The sequence below is a fragment of the Alteromonas lipotrueae genome, assembly GCF_019249255.1.
In the GTDB taxonomy this organism is placed as follows: domain Bacteria; phylum Pseudomonadota; class Gammaproteobacteria; order Enterobacterales; family Alteromonadaceae; genus Alteromonas; species Alteromonas lipotrueae.
Genome location: NZ_JAESDJ010000001.1, coordinates 345,927 through 362,623 on the forward strand (window position 1 = coordinate 345,927; position 16,697 = coordinate 362,623).

Consider the following 16,697-nt stretch of genomic DNA (forward strand, 5'->3'; position numbering starts at 1 on the left):
GTGAACTTACAAATAGCTTGCCAACTTTTTTTGACGCTAAACTCAGCATATTAAATGCGTCATTAATACTGAAATAAAAAAGCCAGCTAAATGCAGCTGGCTTTGTCCTGATGAATATACTTATTTAAAAATTAGAAGGTATACTTCACGCCTACCTTAATTCGCCATGTAGATTGCTCTTCATCAAACGAGTCATAGTTGCTGGTGTCTGTGCCGCCGTATGCCTCAGAATAAACATATTGGCCCGCATCGTTGATGTCGTAATCAAACAGTATTTGCTGAGGATAAGTCATTTCATACACTTTACCCCAGTCACTGTTTAACAGGTTAGCAAAGTTATCGATATTCAAATAAATACGACCTTTGTGGCCTTCAACAAATCCTGGAATTTCTTGCGAAATAGCTAAATCTACTGTGGTGATCCAAGGTTGAGTTGACGAGTACTTTCCAACATATCCGCCAGCGCTTCCAGCGACACCTGCTTGCTCAGCAATCGCCATAATTTCGTCGTAGCTAAGGCCACTTGTGAAATCTACCGCCGTATCATTGGCGCCTGATGGAATATAAGGAAGGTACACATCTGAATCATCAAACGCAGACTGATCACCCAAGCCGCCGTCTTGATATGAACCTAGTACCCAAGAGAAAGGCTGACCAGAGCGGCGTTCAAAGAATAAGTTGAAGTTAGTGTTATAGCCCTGAAAAAATTCGTGAGTGTAACCAAGGTTCACTAAAAAACGGTGTTTGGTTTCATAGTACGCGGTGCCCACGGTAGGGTCGTTACGATTAACCGTTACTTCATACTGGTAGTTCGACTCAGCCGTTGAGCTTGTACCTGGGTTAACCTCAGTAATATCTTGGTGGGTATAGGATGTATTTAGGCTTATGCCGTTATCCCATTGTTTAGCTAACGCAGTGGTAAACAGAATGCTACGGCCGCCGTCATCCGAGTTGGTTAATTGAATATCATAGTTGTCTTCATATTCAGTACCGTCATAAACATTGTCCCAAATAATACGGCCATCTGGGGTACTGTTACCATTATCGATACGCGATAAGTCTTCCCAATAAGCCGAATTTTCGCGGTCAACGTAGGTTAACTCAGTTGTCCACGCGAAGTTGTCGCCAAGGGTAGGGATGTCGAACGTGTAGTCGGCCGCAATTTGATAGCGCCAGTCAGAGGGCAGTTCAAAATTTGGATCGATTGAGTTCGTGCTTCCCGCACCTTGCATTAACGCACTTTGGGCTTCTGTAGGAACTGATGTGAAGTCTACCGAGCTTGCGTCAAGGCTAGAAAAGGTTACTGAGTCGTTGGTTACACCATCGGTGGTGTAAGCGTTAGATATCCAAACCAGTGGCATACCACCGTAGAAGCGGCCAGCACCACCCCGAAGGGTTAAGTCGTCGTTGATATCCCAATTAAAGCTTACGCGTGGAAGGAAAATATCGAAGCCATCTAGATTTTCAGTATTCGCAAAGCCATAGGTGCTAGCGAAGTTGCTGTTTAGTTGTGGTGAGTCTTCAACGGTAAGGTACTCGTAGCGAAGGCCTGCGGTTACCGTAAAGTCGTCAAACACTTCATAAGTAGCATCACCGTAAAGTGAGTAAACCGTACTTTCAACGTCATAGGCAAGGTCTTGAACATCATTTGTATACGCGTTGGCATATTCGAAATAAGAGATTTCCTGATTAGCGAATGCCTCAGTATCGTCAAAATACCAGGTGCCTAAAGAATCACGACCATACAGGTTGTAGTTCCACGTGTTTTCTATTTCAGTACCAAACTTATATTCGATATCGCCAGCTAAGTAAGTAGCATGCAATGCAAAGTTCCACACTTCGTTTTCAAGCACATTTGCATGGCGGTTTTCATCAACCCCAGCCACTACGCTGTAGCCACTATCTGTACCCGTGGCAGTATCTATGTTGATTTCACCCCAATCAGAAGCGGTAACAGATGCTTGCTCAAACTCTTTATATGAAAGGTTGACTTCTGTTTGAAGGTTATTTGTCCAATCGGAATAGACATGGGCAGTATAGTAAGTATTTTTCTGCGCCAATGTCCAAGTGTTTGAAGTTAGGCGAATAGTTTCTGAATCATCGTTGTAGTTTTGTGCCGCGGTATTTTCCTGATAGCTATAAGTAAAGTCTGCGCGGTGATCGTTATTGATGTTCCAGTCTAATTTAATGAGGTATTTTTCATCTTCGTCTGCATCAGGCGCGCCCGCTATTGAATCTTCAAGGCCGTAGGTATCGCTAAGGGCAGTAATCACGTCTTCTGCCGCGCTTACGAGCTCTGTAGGGTAGGCTGAAGAGTTAAAGCCGGTATCGATTTCTTCTTCCCATTTTTCATAGGAGCCAAAGAAGAAAAGTTTGTCTTTTATTAATGGACCACCAAGAGTGAAACCGTAGGACGATTCATCGTTATCGACGTCATATTCCGTGTTGTAAAGTTTGGTGTCTTTTGCGGTGCCAGAGAAAGGCACTTCTTCATAGAATGCCGTACCGTGAAATTCATTGGTACCTGATTTGGTCACCACGTTCACGTTACCACCGCCAAATTTACCTGCGCGGGCGGTAAAGGGCGTAAACTCAACAGACACTTGGCCAATAGCATCTAAAGACACTGGGGGGCGTGACGTAGGGTAACCGTTACTTTGTAGGCGGAAGGTGTCGTTAACGCCTACGCCATCAACGGTGAAAGTATTATATTTAGGGTTAGAGCCGGCAATACTTAATTCTTCACCATCGGCACTTACCACCGCTAACGGGTTTGAACGAACAATATCTTTTATATCTCGGTTAAAGGTGGGCATGTTCTCAATAGCCGATTCACCAAATACTGAATTTGAACCGTTGTTTGAGAAAAAGTCGCGGGTACCCGTTACTGTTACACGCTCCATATCAGAGGCAGATTCAAGGGCAGTATCAAGCTCGAATGTGTCGTTCAGTTCTAAATATACATCTTCAATAACACGACTTTGGAACTTTTGTGACTCTACGATAATCATATAAGGGCCACCAACACGTAAACCTCGTGCTGAGAATGCGCCTTCTTCATTTACGGTGGTCTCTTTTATCGTTCCTGAAGGTTGATGAATAATGGTAATTGAACTACCTGCTGCGGGATTACCTTGAGGACCTAATATGGTGCCGCGCATAGCTGATGATTGACCAGTGGCTGCAACGGCTGTTGTTGCAACGCCAATAGACAACGCCACAGCCATCGCGATGCGATTGAACTGAGTTGTATTGTTCATGTATTTCCCGTTCTAAATAAAGTTTGGTTTGAGTGCTCAGCTAGCCACGCATGCTTATTTGAGCATGTCGTATTGCGGTTGCCTGAGGTAGCGCAATTGTTGGCTATTTTTATTTCATCTTTATTTCATTTGTGTAAATCTGCCTTTACATAACTATATGAAATAAAAGATTATTTGAGCTTCTTGAGGGAGTTTTGGTCAATGGCTTTTACGTGTTTTTACGTGCTTTACACATATTTACTCAATGGCTACGTTGAAGTGCGTTAAACCTACAATACATGAGAGGAAATACGTGCTAGTTAGTAAAGCCGGCTAATCGGTTGAAATCCGACCTCATGGCTTCTTGTATAAAGTTGAAAAGCGCTTTTACCCTAGCAGCGTTTTCTAGATCTTTATGGGTCATCATCCAAAGATCAGTACTTTGGTGATTTATTTCTATGTTTACTTTTTGTAATTTTCCCGTTCCTTCCCCCATGAAACAGGGGAGATAGGCAAGCCCCAACTTGTTTTCAGCTGCTATCAACAAAGGCTCAAAAGAGTCGGCTTTCATGACTATCTTTTCTTTTGAGATGAGTTCTGAAATTTGACTAGATGCATTGCCTTGATGCATCACGAGCCAGGATGCAGATTCAAGAGGATGTTTACCTTGGAGGCTATCAATATAATCAGGGGCTCCATAAACCCCAAATGCGAGTTTGCACAGCTTGGTGCCAATCAAGTCTTCAGGCAGTTCAACAGCAGGGCGAATTGCAACATCTGCATCTAAGTGTGAAATGTCTAATTGACGAGATGTCAGACTAAGTTCTAATTGAATTTTCGGATAACGTTGATGAAAAATAGCAAGATGCTTACCTAAAATTAAGCGAGATAAGGCATCGGTTGTAGTTAATCTTAGCGTGCCTTCCAGCTTCATTTCCTGCCCGAAAATCTTATGCTCTAATTCTTTCACGGTGTTTTGCACAGCAAGCGCCGATTCAAGCAACTTCTGGCCTTCAACAGTTAATTTGTATCCGGTAGAAAGTTTATGAAAGACCTGTAACTTATGGCGGTATTCAAACGCGTCAAGCCTTCGCAATACGGTACTGTGGTTCACCCCAAGTGAGCGAGCGGCTGCAGACAGCGACCCTTCGTTAGCCACCGCCAGAACATACTGCAGGTCTCCCCATCTTATGTTGTGCATTTTTGCATACCAAATGTGTTTGATTAGCGAATTTACCGAAAATTTAGCACAGGTATAGTTGTCTCACCAACACATTGAACTTTAAAACTGATAATCAGGAGCAAAAATGTTTAAGAAAAGTCTATTAATCGGTCTCGTAAGCTTGCTAGCTTTTTTCCATCTAACGTCTGTTTCGGCACAGGAGACAGAGTCAGTTGATTCAGCTAAGACGTTAGAAATTGCGCAAGCATTCCTTTGGGCAGCAGGCTCTGGCGATATGGAAAAACTTCAGGCACTCATGGCAGATGACTTTGTTTGGCACAACGAAGGTGACGCGGGTATTCCTTGGATTGGCAAGTGGGACTCAAAAGATAAGGTTTTAAATACTTTTCTTCCTCGTTTCGGCGCAGGTTTGAAAGTAACAAGTTGGTCTACGGATTTCAGCTTTGTAAATGGTGACCAAGCGGTATTTATGGGCAGCATGAGTGCTATTGCAAATGAATCTGGCGTAGATACGGGCAAATTCAGCTGGGCGGTACGCGTTCACGTTGAAGATGGGAAAGTAAAGAGCTGGAACTGGTTTGAAGACAGCTTTGCAGTTTCTAACGCTTATCATGCCAAGCAATAATTAGTGTAAAACAACTACGTTCTATTAGCTCGATATGCCACGTGGCATACTTTACATCTGTTTAAGTGTTCGTCACCCATCAATACATTTAACTGATAGTCTTGCTTGAATGGCGAAAGTAACAGGCCGGGGTTTCAGCTGGCGCATTAGCCTTAAAAGTGTGATAAAAATTTGAAAGAGACTATGGGACGTTTTAAGAGAAACAAAGCCAGGGGTGACTGGCTTTGTCGCTTTAGTGGTTTTTTTTATTCTTAAATCCTATATCAAAACTCGGCTTCCAAACGGCTGAAGCACCGCATCGATATTGTGACTAAGATTACTCTGAAATAACCTTATCAAACCCAGATTTTGATTTAGAAAGTGCTTCCATTGGCGATAGGTTGTCAGGATATTCTTCTTGTTCAATAACAATCCATTTTGCACCGCCGCTAACCACCGTCGCTTTGTAAATTGCAGACCAGCTAATACCATCTTCACCGATGATTGGGCGTAAATTACTGCCCTCTTCTACGTCAGATTTAAAATGCGTGGTAATCGTTCTGCCTGGGTACCTCTTTACAAAAGCGATAGGGTCTTTGTCTGCGTGAATTGTCCAACCTACATCTTGCTGAAGAATCACCGACTTAGGTGTGTTATTCGCAATAAAATCAAAAAACGTGGTGTCTTCATACGAGGCCCATTCTTCGGCGTGATTATGAAACCCAACTCTCATTCCTTTAGGGGCTAATTTTTCTGACAAGCGCGACAACTCACTAACGAATTCTGTTACATCATCGTCATTAAATGCACGATCATCCCAAGGAATAATGAGATCGGTAACGCCCAGCGCTGTATAAAATTGAACGATTTCATCAAAATTATTATTAAGTAGTTCGGCAGACACATGCGCACCACTTGGCGCTAGCCCAATGGATGAAAGGTAGTTTTTTAAAGCGGCTGGATCGTTGTCATAGGGGCCAAAATCGCCCGCAAACTCCACTCCATCAAACCCTAAATCTGCCACTTGTTCGAGTGTACCTTTAAAGTCTTGTTTAAGCGCATCTTTCACAGACCAAAGCTGTACACTAATTTGGGGCGCATTGAGGGTGGCGTTTAGCTGTTTGCTCTCCATCTGCTGTCCAGTATTCTCGGTTTTAGTATTCATAGTGCTGTCGTTGTTGCACCCAGCCATCATGGCAGTAGCACAAAGTACGAAGGGCATCATGATGGAAGAAATGTATTTTTTTCTTAATATCATTAGAGTCGTCCTGATTTAACTTCTTTAACAGCATAGTCGACTGCTCGTGCTGTCATGGCCATAAAGGTAAGTGATGGATTTCCTACGCCAGTTGAGCAGAAGCTGGCCCCATCGGTTACAAATAGGTTGGGTACATCGTGAGATTGATTGAACCCGTTTAAAACCGAATCTTTTGGGTCGCGCCCCATTCTAGCCGTTCCCACTTCGTGAATCGCTAGCCCTGGCGGTTGCCCCAAGATACGTTTTTGAATATTGTGAAACCCTGCTTTTTCCATCATGGAAGACGCTACTTCTAATGCACTTTGCATCATAAGGTTTTCGTTTTCCGACCACTGACAGTTAATATGCAGTTGAGGAATACCCCACTTGTCCTTCTTCGACGAGTGGAGGGTAACTTGGTTATCTTGGCGCGGAAGCATTTCACCTTGGGCTTGCAGGCCAATTCCCCATTTACCTGGGTTGTGAAGCATATTTTTGAAACTTGCGCCAAAGCCGTCTCTGGTTCCCATAGATTGCCAGTCTTCACGAGATGCTGATCCCGCCAATGCAAAGCCCCGTTTGAACTTTTCATGGTAGCGGCTGGGTTCATAGTGAAAGTTGGGAACGTATAAAGAGGCTGGCCGCCTTCCGGTGTAATACTCTTGTTCGTACCCATCAATACTGGCTGTAACAAGGGCATTGTAATTATGATCCATCAAATACTGCCCCAATACACCAGAGCTATTGGCAATGCCTTTTGGAAATGTTTTTGAGGTACTGTTCAACATGATTTGAGTAGAACCTAGTGTTGATGCACATAGGAAGACAATCTTGCCGAAATACTCTCGTTGTTTGAGTGTGTCGTTATCTATTACACGCACACCCTTTACCCGATTTGTGGTGTCGTCGTAGATAAGGCTTTCTACAACGCTGTTCGGGGCAATAAATAGGTTACCTGTTTTAGCGGCGGCGGGTAACGTCGCGCTTTGAGTAGAAAAATAGGCGCCAAACGAACAGCCTTTTTGGCATTCGTTTCTTGCCATGCATTGCATTCTTCCCAAGTCGACATGAACTTTCTCAGGCCTGGTTAAGTGTGCGCATCGACTGATGATAACCGGCTTGTCAGGTTCAGCGTCTGCCATTTTTGCGGCGAAATCTTTCTCTGGCTTAGTCATTTCAAACGGCGGCTGAAACACACTATCTGGCAGCTGTGGAAGATTTTCTGATGTTCCGCTGATGCCTACAAACTTTTCAACGTACTCATACCAAGGCGCCAGATCATTATATCTGATTGGCCAATCGTTACCATGTCCGTCCAGTTTATTCGCCTCAAAGTCGAAAGGGCTCATACGATAAGATTGGCGATGCCAAAGCAGTGACTTTCCGCCTAGCTGATTGGCTCTTATCCAGCTAAATTCAGTGCCTGTTTTGGTGGTGTAGGGATAGTCTTTATCATTGCCAAAAAATTGCTTTGTACCATCATGAAAAGCGTAACACTGCTTTTGAATAGCGAACTGCTCGTCAACAAGTTCCTTATCCACTTTTGTTCGGTTAGCATATTCCCACGGCGGCTTACCTTCGCTAATGTAATCTTTACGATGCTCTACAATACGACCTCGCTCGATAATAAGCGTCTTAAATCCTTTCTCAGTGAGCTCTTTAGCTGCCCACCCACCGGTAATTCCAGAGCCAATAACAATGGCATCGTAGGTTTCTGATGATTCTTCAATATAGGTTTCTTTATTCATAATTGAGACTTCCGTATCTTAATAGTAGGCTTTCGAACTGAACGCACTGCCCACAGCAGTTAAGGGCACTGAGCCTTTGAACCCGCCGGGAACGGCGAGATAGGTCAGCTCTTTAGTTGCGCCTATTTGAGATGTGTAGTACCCAAAAACGATTAAGCCCTTGATGGTTTTGAAATCAGACCTTAGCGTTTCACTAAATGGTGCCTTGCTGGCTTCCAACATAGAAAGCAACGCCAACTGTGACGTTTTATCTGCGTTAACGAACGATTGTTTGTTTATTTCTTCGCTTGCCAAATCAATCGCTGACATGACGTTAATTGCAGATTGCTGTTGTTCAGACGAGTACACAGTGCTTAGCTGATGGTCGATAAAGAGGTGACAATTTACTTCTGCTGCTCCTGGGGTGTCCGTTGCAGGAATGGTTAGCGCACAAATTTGGCGAAGTATCGCGAGGTTATCTCCGCTGAAAAGCGTTGGCGATTTTCCACTTTGCTTTTCACCAAATGCTTTGGCAGATGCAAGTGCAGGCATACTGACCATTGAGTTGGCAGCCGCTACACCGCATATCGTTGCAAGGTTTTTGATCAAGTCTCTACGGTTCATCTTAGTCTCACATATTTAATTGAGAGGTATTGGATACTTTCAAATGCTGTAAATTCATTTGGATTTATTTGTTAATTTACATCCTGATGTAACCGGTTTCAAGATTTTAAGGTTGTTACATTGTAATTATATTTTAAGCTATTGATATTTATATGTTATTTTTATTCTGGGTGAGTTGCTTTGATGATATTTGTGTAACATAAATGTAAAGTTGCTTGTCGTTGTTTATGTGCGTTTTATCGTAATAGATGAACTTTTTATAATTGTAATTGTTTAGGTGTTTTAATTTTATCTATCTGAATATTAACAATTATTGTAATATTTTTGAGGGTTTTAAGAAAATAATTAAACAAATCCATGTAAATGAATTGTTGTTGAAAAGTGTCTTTTACTGATTTACATTTTCATCACTGAAAACGGTTTCATTTGTGGTGGCGCTAGACGTCATTGACTCATGAAATATTGCCATCACGCTAAAAGGGATGAAAGATGAGAGACAGTTTAAAACACCATCACGGATTCAAACGAACCGCACTAGCATTGTGCGTTCTAGCTGCAACACAAAGTTATACGGCATCAGCCCAGGAAACTGAGACATCTGATGAACTTGACGATATAGAAGTCATTAATGTTAGCGGTATTAGAGGTTCTCAAGAGGCTTCCATTTTTGCCAAACGGCATGCTGCAACGGTGGTCGACTCTATCGCCGCGACAGATATCGGTAAATTACCGGATGTCACCATTACTGATTCACTGCAACGTATTTCAGGCGTTCAAATTCGACGCACAGCTGGTGAGGGAGGTTCGCTTAACATTCGCGGTTTACCTCAAGTTGTCACTCAGCTAAATGGTGAGCAGTACCTTGGCGCAAACTCAGTAGTATCTACTCAACCTAACTTCAGTGATATTCCTTCTCCCTTATTTCGTGGTGCCGATGTATTTAAAAATGCCACTGCGAACCTTGGAAATGCGGGTATCACCGGCACGGTGAATCTTAAAACTTATCGTCCATTTGATTTCGAGGAAGGTTCAACATTCAGTGGTGCAGCAGAGGTTCAGCGAGGCGATGAAACAACCTCAAATGATCCGAACTTATCAGCACTTTATAACTGGCAAAACGGGAAAGTTGGCTTCATGCTTTCCGGTACCTATGCCAATGTGAATTTAGCGAATTCTTATAATGGTTTAAACACAGCAAACCCTGGCGACGCTGGTTGGACTGACCGAACTAGTGCCGATGATATCGGAGTAGCAGGCCGAGAAGGAAGAGTGATCCTTGGGGCACAAGGCTTTTCTGCATGGAATCAAGGTACTGAACGAGAACGGATAGGGATAAACTCCTCTACCCAGGTCGATTTAGGAGAAGGTTTCATATTTACCGCTGATGTATTTTACACAGAGCAAGAAGAATACAACCGAAAAGTAGGATTAAGCGCGACCAACAAGTGGGGCCCTAGAGGTTGGTTTGAACCAACCGAAGAGCGAGCTACGGGCGCAATGATTGATGGTGGCGAAATGTACGCTTGGCAGCAAGCAGAGCTTTACCCCTCGCGAATGAAGTCTTTCACGCAAAATGACGTTTATAACAATAGCTCGACGAATATAAATTTGCAGCTAGATTACGATAATGGTGGCGCATTTACTGGTCAGTTTAGAGCAATCGTAGGCAGAGCGTCACAGGAGCATCGTCACGGTTATAACGAAGGTGATATGACTAACGGCCAAACTACGCTTGGTCGTACGACGAATCTAGTGCCAGCGGATAAGTGCAGACCAGAGGATGAGGTAGTCGGCGATCAAGGCGGCTGCCTACAAGCGATTAATGCGTTAGGTTACAGTGAAAACCCGCACCTTACCTACGATACAACCGGTGAACATCCTGTATGGAGTGGCTTCGACCGTTCTCTTGCTGGTGGGTTAGGCGATGGCGCGACAATAGCCGATTATATGGGGAATCTGGGAAGCTACAATGTGGGCGCGTATAGCTCTGAGAATAATGAAAACGCAAACGGCGACATTAATGCCTTCAGTATGAAAGGTAAGTATCTCTTTGAAAGTGGTTTCGTTACTAGTATTGAAGCGGGGATCCGTTATGGGAAGCGAAGTGCCGATTATGAGCGCTATCATCTATTTTCACCGGTGCAAACTGCAGGTTGCTTAGCCCAGTGGAAAGCGACCGATGTATTGCTTGGTGCAAATGCTCCATCGTGTTCAGACGGTGAAGTTGTTGATGGTCAATTTATGCCTTATGCCGCGTTAGAAAATATTCCGTTAGATCAGAACAACAACGTTATTCAAGTCTCAGACTTTGGGCCAGTGTCGGGCATACCTACCGTATGGGCAGTAGACCCCGCTGACTATGATGATCCAGAAGCTTTTCACAATCGCGTATTTGGCCAATCAACCCGAGAAATTGTGCCAGGTTCCAGCTTCAATGCAGATGTGGCAGAGCTGAGTTATTTTCTACAAGCTAACTTTGAAGGCTTAGATGGTTTATTAACAGGTAATGTAGGCGTACGAGTTATCGAAACAGACTTGTCTGTTAAGCAAAATATTGCCGGTGATAATTTACCGTATAGCGCCACAGCCATTGATGTAGGCGATGTGCTTTCAGACAATGAATATACCGATGTTTTACCCTCATTGAATTTGGCCTACCGCATTACTGACAACGTAATTGCCCGATTTGCTTACTCTGAAAATATGACGCCATTAAATCTAAACCAGTACGGTGAAGGTTTAGCACTTAGCAATGCACTTGATTCAGTTGAAGGCAGCCCTACGCAAGGTCAGTTCATTGTTACCGGTGGAAGTCTTGCGGGTAATCCTCAACTCGATCCATGGCGCTCTACCAACTACGATTTGTCACTAGAATGGTACGTCGGTCAGGCGAGTATGGTGAGTGCCGCTGTTTTCCGTGTTGATATAGACAGTTTTACTGTGAATGAAACGGTAGATATGGAAATGCCAGATGCTGATGGCATTGTAAGAAGAAGCGTGCCTATAACTACCTTGGTGCAGGGAGATGGTGGAACACTTGAAGGCTTCGAACTTGGCGCTAAAGTAGCATTTAGCGACATAGTTGAACCTGATTCATTACTCGCTAGTTTTGGTATAGACACGAACTTCACTTACTCGCCTAGCGAAGGTGCAGGTACCGATATTTATGGTGAAGAGAACATGTTCACCGATAACTCAGAACGTCAGTTCAACGTTATTGGTTGGTATCAGGGAGACAGGTTCGAAGCGCGTATTGCTTATAATTATCGTAGTGAAAGACTAGCTGGCCAAGGCGGGTGGGGAGCACTTAACCTATTTCAAGCGCCGACCTCATACGTAGATATTTCTGCCAGCTACGACATTACAGAGAACATGTCTGTCTATGCGCAGGGCTCTAATATTACTGGGGAATACGAAGATTATTACCTGCAATGGGAAGATCAGTATGCCTTTCAAAATTACTATGAAACAAGATACATAGTAGGCGTTCGCGCCAAGTTCTAATTTAGCTAATCATTGTTGGGGGGTACGTTTTGTACTCCCCATGAATTACACTTGGCAGAAAGGGAAAGTTAGTATGATTTTCAGGTATCTGATATTTCACACCGTAGCACTCTTTTAATCACCTCCATGTTAATAACAATAAGTATCAAAATACTATGGCGACCATCCGAGACGTTTCTAGGGAATCTGGTTTATCAATAGCGACAGTTTCGCGCGCAATAAGTAACCCTGAGATGGTTTCAAAACAAAGCCTTTTACGAGTCAATAAGGCTATAGAGAAACTTCAATATCGACCTAATTTATCGGCACAGAAGTTCCGCTTGCAGCGAACCAATACCATAGTGGTGCTGGTGCCTGATATCGCCAATCTATTTTTTGCGACGCTTATAAGCGGTGTTGAAGATACTGCTGCCAAGCATGGCTATAATGTGCTGTTGGGGGATACTCGAGACAACATGAACCGAGAAGAAGAGTTTATTCGGTTAGTGGAAACCCGACAAGCTGATGGGCTTATTCAACTTACGCCACATTCTAAAAATGCGTTGCTGCCTATGAAAGACGTTAAAGCGATAAATGCTGCTGGCTGCGAGGGCACGCCCTATTTATCTGTTCGTATCGATAATATTGATGCGGCGCAAAAAATGGTGCAATACCTCATTAATCTAGGCCATAAACGAATAGGCGTGATTTCGGGGCTTCGAGATAACGCTCATTCGAAGGAAAGGGTTCAAGGATATCGCCAAGCGCTAGAAAAAGCAGGCCTAAGCTACGAAGAAAACTTAGTAGTAGAAGGCGATTTTAAGTATTGGTCTGGGTTAAATGCGGTGCGCCATATTCTTAAAATGGAAGATAGGCCAACAGCTATTTTTTGCGCAAATGATCAAATGGCGATAGGCGCAATGAAGGGGATTAAAGAGCAAGGTCTTAGAATACCTGAGGATATATCAATAACAGGATTTGACGATCTTGATGTGTCGAGTTATTGCGATCCGTCGTTGACTACAATAAGGCAACCCGCAGTTGAGATGGGAGAAAAAGCCGCCGAACTTTTGTTTCGCATAATTGAAGGGAGACAGCCCAGCTTTTCCGAATATATTCTTCCCTATGAAATCATCATTAGAGATAGCACCAGCGCTTTGAAATAAACGTGAGGTTGTTCGTTATTAGTAAATGATAATCAGATTTACATCGTGTTTGGTTATGCACACGGTGGTGAAGGTGTATATAGAAAAATGGTGGCCCCACCCTGACTTGAACAGGGGACCTGCCGATTATGAGTCGGATGCTCTAACCAACTGAGCTATGGGGCCATATTTGAAATCGCTTGGTTGAAAACGTGAAACGTATCAATGAAAAGCGAGCGCAAGTATAAGCAGTTTTATTTGCCTTGTCACGCCTAGGGTTAGGCTTTGTGAACAGTTTGCTTTATTTTTGTTCAGCTTTACCTACATTTGTGACGAATTTGCATTCTTATCGCCTTCTTTACCTTGCACGGCAACCTCAATCCTTGACGAGCCAGCCTTATTAGCCGCACTATGATCCTTAGCAACGGGGATCCTTAGCAATGGGTCGTTTATTTATTAACGCCACTGGGCGAAGGCCCTCGCAGATTAAATTCAAACAGGAAGTACAGATAGAAATGAAAATGCACGGGCGTTTAGGTGTCATATTAGCGATTATTTTAGGGTTGTCGGGCTGCGACAAGCTGGGCTTGAGTGAACGAGAAGTGGGCGAAATCCCATTTACGCTCACGGGCATCGAAAATGGCGCATGCCCATTAATGGTAAAAGTAGGGCCTACAAAATGGCAACTAGATTACTTTGGCTTCTACTTAACCAAACCTGAAGTGCGTATTGACGGTAAATGGCAGCGAGTATCATTTAAGCAAACGCAGTGGCAAACCCAATCTACTGCCTTATTAAAGTTTCATACGTTGTGTAGCGCGCCACAAAATGCAAATAATAAAATCGTTCTAGATGTATCGGAAGGTCTATTAAAACTGGCGACTAACCTTAGGTTCACAATGGGGCTTCCCTTTGATGTAAACCATACCGACCCTCTAGCTCAAGCATCACCGTTAAGTGATACCAGCATGTTTTTAAACAAACAGTCGGGGCATCGTTTCTTGCGCTTAGATTTATCTCACGCGGGGTCAAATGATAAACAGTGGCAATATCATTTGGGCAGTGCTAATTGTGTGTCTGAATCTGTCGATGCAGCGCCTGAAGCATCTTGTGCTTATACTAACAGGGTAGAATTCATTTTACCGATGACACAGCTCGACAGCGAACTGACACTTGAGATCTCAGTATCCAACATTTTGGCTCAGGTCGACCTTTTAGAGGCAGATAGCTGTGAATTCGGGAACCCTGAAACACAACCATGCAAGCAATTGTTACGTAACTTGCTGAATAGACCATGGATAAAGTGGGATTAAACGCGCACTAACGGTTTATTATAGACTTTCGGATACTAGAGAGGCAGAGGTTCGCGGGTCATAATGATGCCAGCGTATGGATGACGTAAGTATCAGCCATGCTAAATAGTATATTTTTAATCAATGATAGATGCTTTTATACGCGTGAACGTGAATTTATGCTTATACTTTAAGCAGAGATAATAACCTATCGCCAATAGGTTATGCTGTGCACATAGTGTCAAAATTTGCTATCTTAAGAAAAATAAATGATTCCTGAACAAGGCGAACTGGCGCGGAGATAAGAATGACAGAGAAGGCCTTCCTGATAAGCGGTAGAAATACCATTATCCATAAAATTCGAAAGTTAGATTTGTTAGTAACGAACGGCGACGAACATCCGCCCATTATCGTTACTTATAAAGGCATCAAGCAATATGAAGGGAAAATCCCTGAAAATAAGCGTGATGCTAAAATGATGGATATGGAACTTGTTGATATTACGACAAGCGACGTGTTCGGCGATGAAAAAACCTTAGTGTTTATTCAAACCCTAAATGGAAAAGAATATAAAATCGATTACACAAAAATCGGTACCAGTATGTTCATCAAAATCCATCAAGATAGCATTTTCTAGTTATAAGAAATAACGTGGGGTCAGCAAACCTGACCCCAGTTATCTGCTAGCTGTGTATTAAACCCCGCTATTGGCCGTGCTTCTCCTTTAAGTTGCACATACCGCTGTTCAAATATTGAAAATCGACAAATATCTACTGGCGTGACTTCTGATGCGTTAACGCTATTGATAACACCTGCGGTTTCCAGCCCTTCGGCAATTAACTCGGAACAAAACCAACTACTGAAGTCTTCTTGGTTGTAGCTAATGCTTCCTAAAATAGGGTGACTATCTAGCGCGTCTACAGCTGAACCAAAAAGTTGTAGTACGTCATAGGCCTTCCCTTCTTGAGCAAACATAAAATTAAAAAAGTCCCGTTTGTTTTGCTCGAACATACTGCGAGCGGATTCACCTAACGGCAGCCACCACATGTCGCCGTCGTAGGTATGCACCCGTTCACTTAAGCGGTTAGTCATGACGCCTTTTTTACCGCCATAAACGGTGGCTTCCATAACTTGATTAAAGTATCGGCCCGACGCTTCGTCACGCATTTTGGTTTGCATAACAATAGCAATGTGAGTAACCGCTGAGCGGGTGGTTAACTTTGTCCAGCGAGAAAAAAGGCTGTTTCCGCCAAAAGCGATAATATCGCCTGGGCGCATTTGTTCTCTAATATGATGGTACTTTTGCTGTTCTAACATGATTACCTCCGTGTCAAATGACTGAATAACTTGTATCAAAGTGTGTATAACCCGCGACCAGTAAGCGTTTTAGCGTGGTTAGTTATCGGCTTTTATCGTCGGTTTATCGCTTGGTCTCACGTAACAGAGCTTTAACCTTTTTATAGCGCGAATGTCATATTTTTTCACTAGTTTATGCTCGCGAAGACAAAAGTAGTTGTCGACGCATCATTTAACTAATCTCATTTGAGGAACTTGATATGGATATGTCACGCCACGTTAGATTACCTGCTTTGTTTGGTCTTGGAATTACACTTGCATTATCTGCAAGCCTAGCCAATGCAAATGGGTATCCTGAAAGTACTGAACAAGACCTTGTAGCAGTTTGTGAAGCGATAAAAGAAGATAATCGCTTAGCATTGCATAAAGCAGTTAAACGCAGTCGTATTAGTTATAGAAATTTGCACAAAGGATTAGTGTGTAATGGCGAAGATATGCTTTCTTTCGCTCAGTCGCATAACGCGACGTCAACAGGCGACTATCTTGCTCGCAGAGTGAACGCTGATAAATCTGTCTTAACGGCAAAACGTTAACGGCAAGAAAATTAGACTGTTTGATCGAATTTTATATCCCTGGATTTGGAGCTGCTGCTTTTCAGCAGCTCTTTTTTTATTTAAAGGGGGAGCACAAATCATCAAATACACGCTTATTCCTTTACGCACCAACCTCCTAGCATGAACCGCTTACGCATGAGTCTGCCTGTTTCTGTCTTCTTCTGCCTAATTCTGCTTGGAAAGAAAAACTTCGATAAAGACCAATGTCTTACTAGCGTCATATTCGTTCAGCCGATAGACTGTTTTCGCTAAG

Annotated in this window: 12 protein-coding genes and 1 tRNA gene; 6 read left to right on the forward strand and 7 right to left on the reverse strand. The window is 43.2% G+C overall.

The window, feature by feature from the left end:
* Positions 1-131 precede the first annotated feature (131 nt).
* Entirely contained in the window at positions 132-3,260 is a 3,129-nt protein-coding gene (locus tag KYS23_RS01410) for a TonB-dependent receptor (RefSeq protein ID WP_218417954.1), read from the reverse strand.
* 295 nt (positions 3,261-3,555) lie between these two features.
* Positions 3,556-4,440 (reverse strand): LysR family transcriptional regulator, encoded by an 885-nt coding sequence (locus tag KYS23_RS01415; RefSeq protein WP_218417955.1) that lies wholly within the window; start codon positions 4,438-4,440, stop codon positions 3,556-3,558.
* Positions 4,441-4,546: 106 nt separating this feature from the next.
* On the opposite strand from KYS23_RS01415, the gene KYS23_RS01420 reads away from it, so the two are divergent.
* The gene (locus KYS23_RS01420) at positions 4,547-5,047 is read left to right on the forward strand and encodes a nuclear transport factor 2 family protein (RefSeq protein WP_159529028.1); all 501 of its coding nucleotides are present in this window, start codon (positions 4,547-4,549) and stop codon (positions 5,045-5,047) included.
* Between the two features lie 316 nt (positions 5,048-5,363).
* Here the strand turns inward: KYS23_RS01420 and KYS23_RS01425 are convergent, their stop codons facing one another.
* The 3 genes from KYS23_RS01425 to KYS23_RS01435 are packed head-to-tail and all read right to left on the reverse strand — an operon-like array spanning position 5,364 to position 8,614.
* Positions 5,364-6,284 carry a sugar phosphate isomerase/epimerase family protein gene (locus KYS23_RS01425; RefSeq protein WP_246604260.1) on the reverse strand — a complete coding sequence of 307 codons (921 nt, stop codon included), beginning with the start codon at positions 6,282-6,284 and terminating at the stop codon, positions 5,364-5,366.
* Positions 6,284-8,011 (reverse strand): GMC oxidoreductase, encoded by a 1,728-nt coding sequence (locus KYS23_RS01430; RefSeq protein WP_218417956.1) that lies wholly within the window; start codon positions 8,009-8,011, stop codon positions 6,284-6,286. The genes KYS23_RS01425 and KYS23_RS01430 overlap by 1 nt, the downstream gene beginning before the upstream one ends.
* An 18-nt stretch (positions 8,012-8,029) precedes the next feature.
* On the reverse strand, positions 8,030-8,614 hold the full coding sequence (locus tag KYS23_RS01435) for a gluconate 2-dehydrogenase subunit 3 family protein (RefSeq protein WP_159529032.1): 585 nt from the start codon (positions 8,612-8,614) through the stop codon (positions 8,030-8,032).
* A gap of 489 nt (positions 8,615-9,103) precedes the next feature.
* On the opposite strand from KYS23_RS01435, the gene KYS23_RS01440 reads away from it, so the two are divergent.
* Complete coding sequence (locus KYS23_RS01440; protein WP_218396119.1) at positions 9,104-12,118, forward strand: TonB-dependent receptor; 3,015 nt, start codon at positions 9,104-9,106, stop codon at positions 12,116-12,118.
* Positions 12,119-12,273: 155 nt separating this feature from the next.
* Positions 12,274-13,263 carry a LacI family DNA-binding transcriptional regulator gene (locus tag KYS23_RS01445; protein WP_159529036.1) on the forward strand — a complete coding sequence of 330 codons (990 nt, stop codon included), beginning with the start codon at positions 12,274-12,276 and terminating at the stop codon, positions 13,261-13,263.
* Between the two features lie 88 nt (positions 13,264-13,351).
* On the opposite strand, the gene KYS23_RS01450 is transcribed toward KYS23_RS01445, so the two are convergent.
* Positions 13,352-13,428 (reverse strand) — tRNA-Ile (locus KYS23_RS01450).
* Between the two features lie 254 nt (positions 13,429-13,682).
* On the opposite strand from KYS23_RS01450, the gene KYS23_RS01455 reads away from it, so the two are divergent.
* Together KYS23_RS01455 and KYS23_RS01460 are read left to right on the forward strand one after the other, a co-directional pair.
* Positions 13,683-14,555, forward strand: a complete 873-nt coding sequence (locus tag KYS23_RS01455; RefSeq protein ID WP_246604261.1) for an MbnP family protein — start codon at positions 13,683-13,685, stop codon at positions 14,553-14,555.
* A gap of 286 nt (positions 14,556-14,841) precedes the next feature.
* A complete protein-coding gene (locus KYS23_RS01460) occupies positions 14,842-15,171 on the forward strand; it encodes a hypothetical protein (protein ID WP_159529064.1) in 330 nt (109 codons plus the stop codon).
* A gap of 20 nt (positions 15,172-15,191) precedes the next feature.
* On the opposite strand, the gene KYS23_RS01465 is transcribed toward KYS23_RS01460, so the two are convergent.
* Positions 15,192-15,851, reverse strand: coding sequence for a hypothetical protein (locus KYS23_RS01465; RefSeq protein WP_159529066.1), 660 nt, complete (start codon positions 15,849-15,851; stop codon positions 15,192-15,194).
* Positions 15,852-16,090: 239 nt separating this feature from the next.
* Between KYS23_RS01465 and KYS23_RS01470 the strand changes: the two genes are divergently transcribed.
* Positions 16,091-16,423 (forward strand): DUF3718 domain-containing protein, encoded by a 333-nt coding sequence (locus KYS23_RS01470; RefSeq protein WP_159529068.1) that lies wholly within the window; start codon positions 16,091-16,093, stop codon positions 16,421-16,423.
* Positions 16,424-16,697 lie beyond the last annotated feature (274 nt).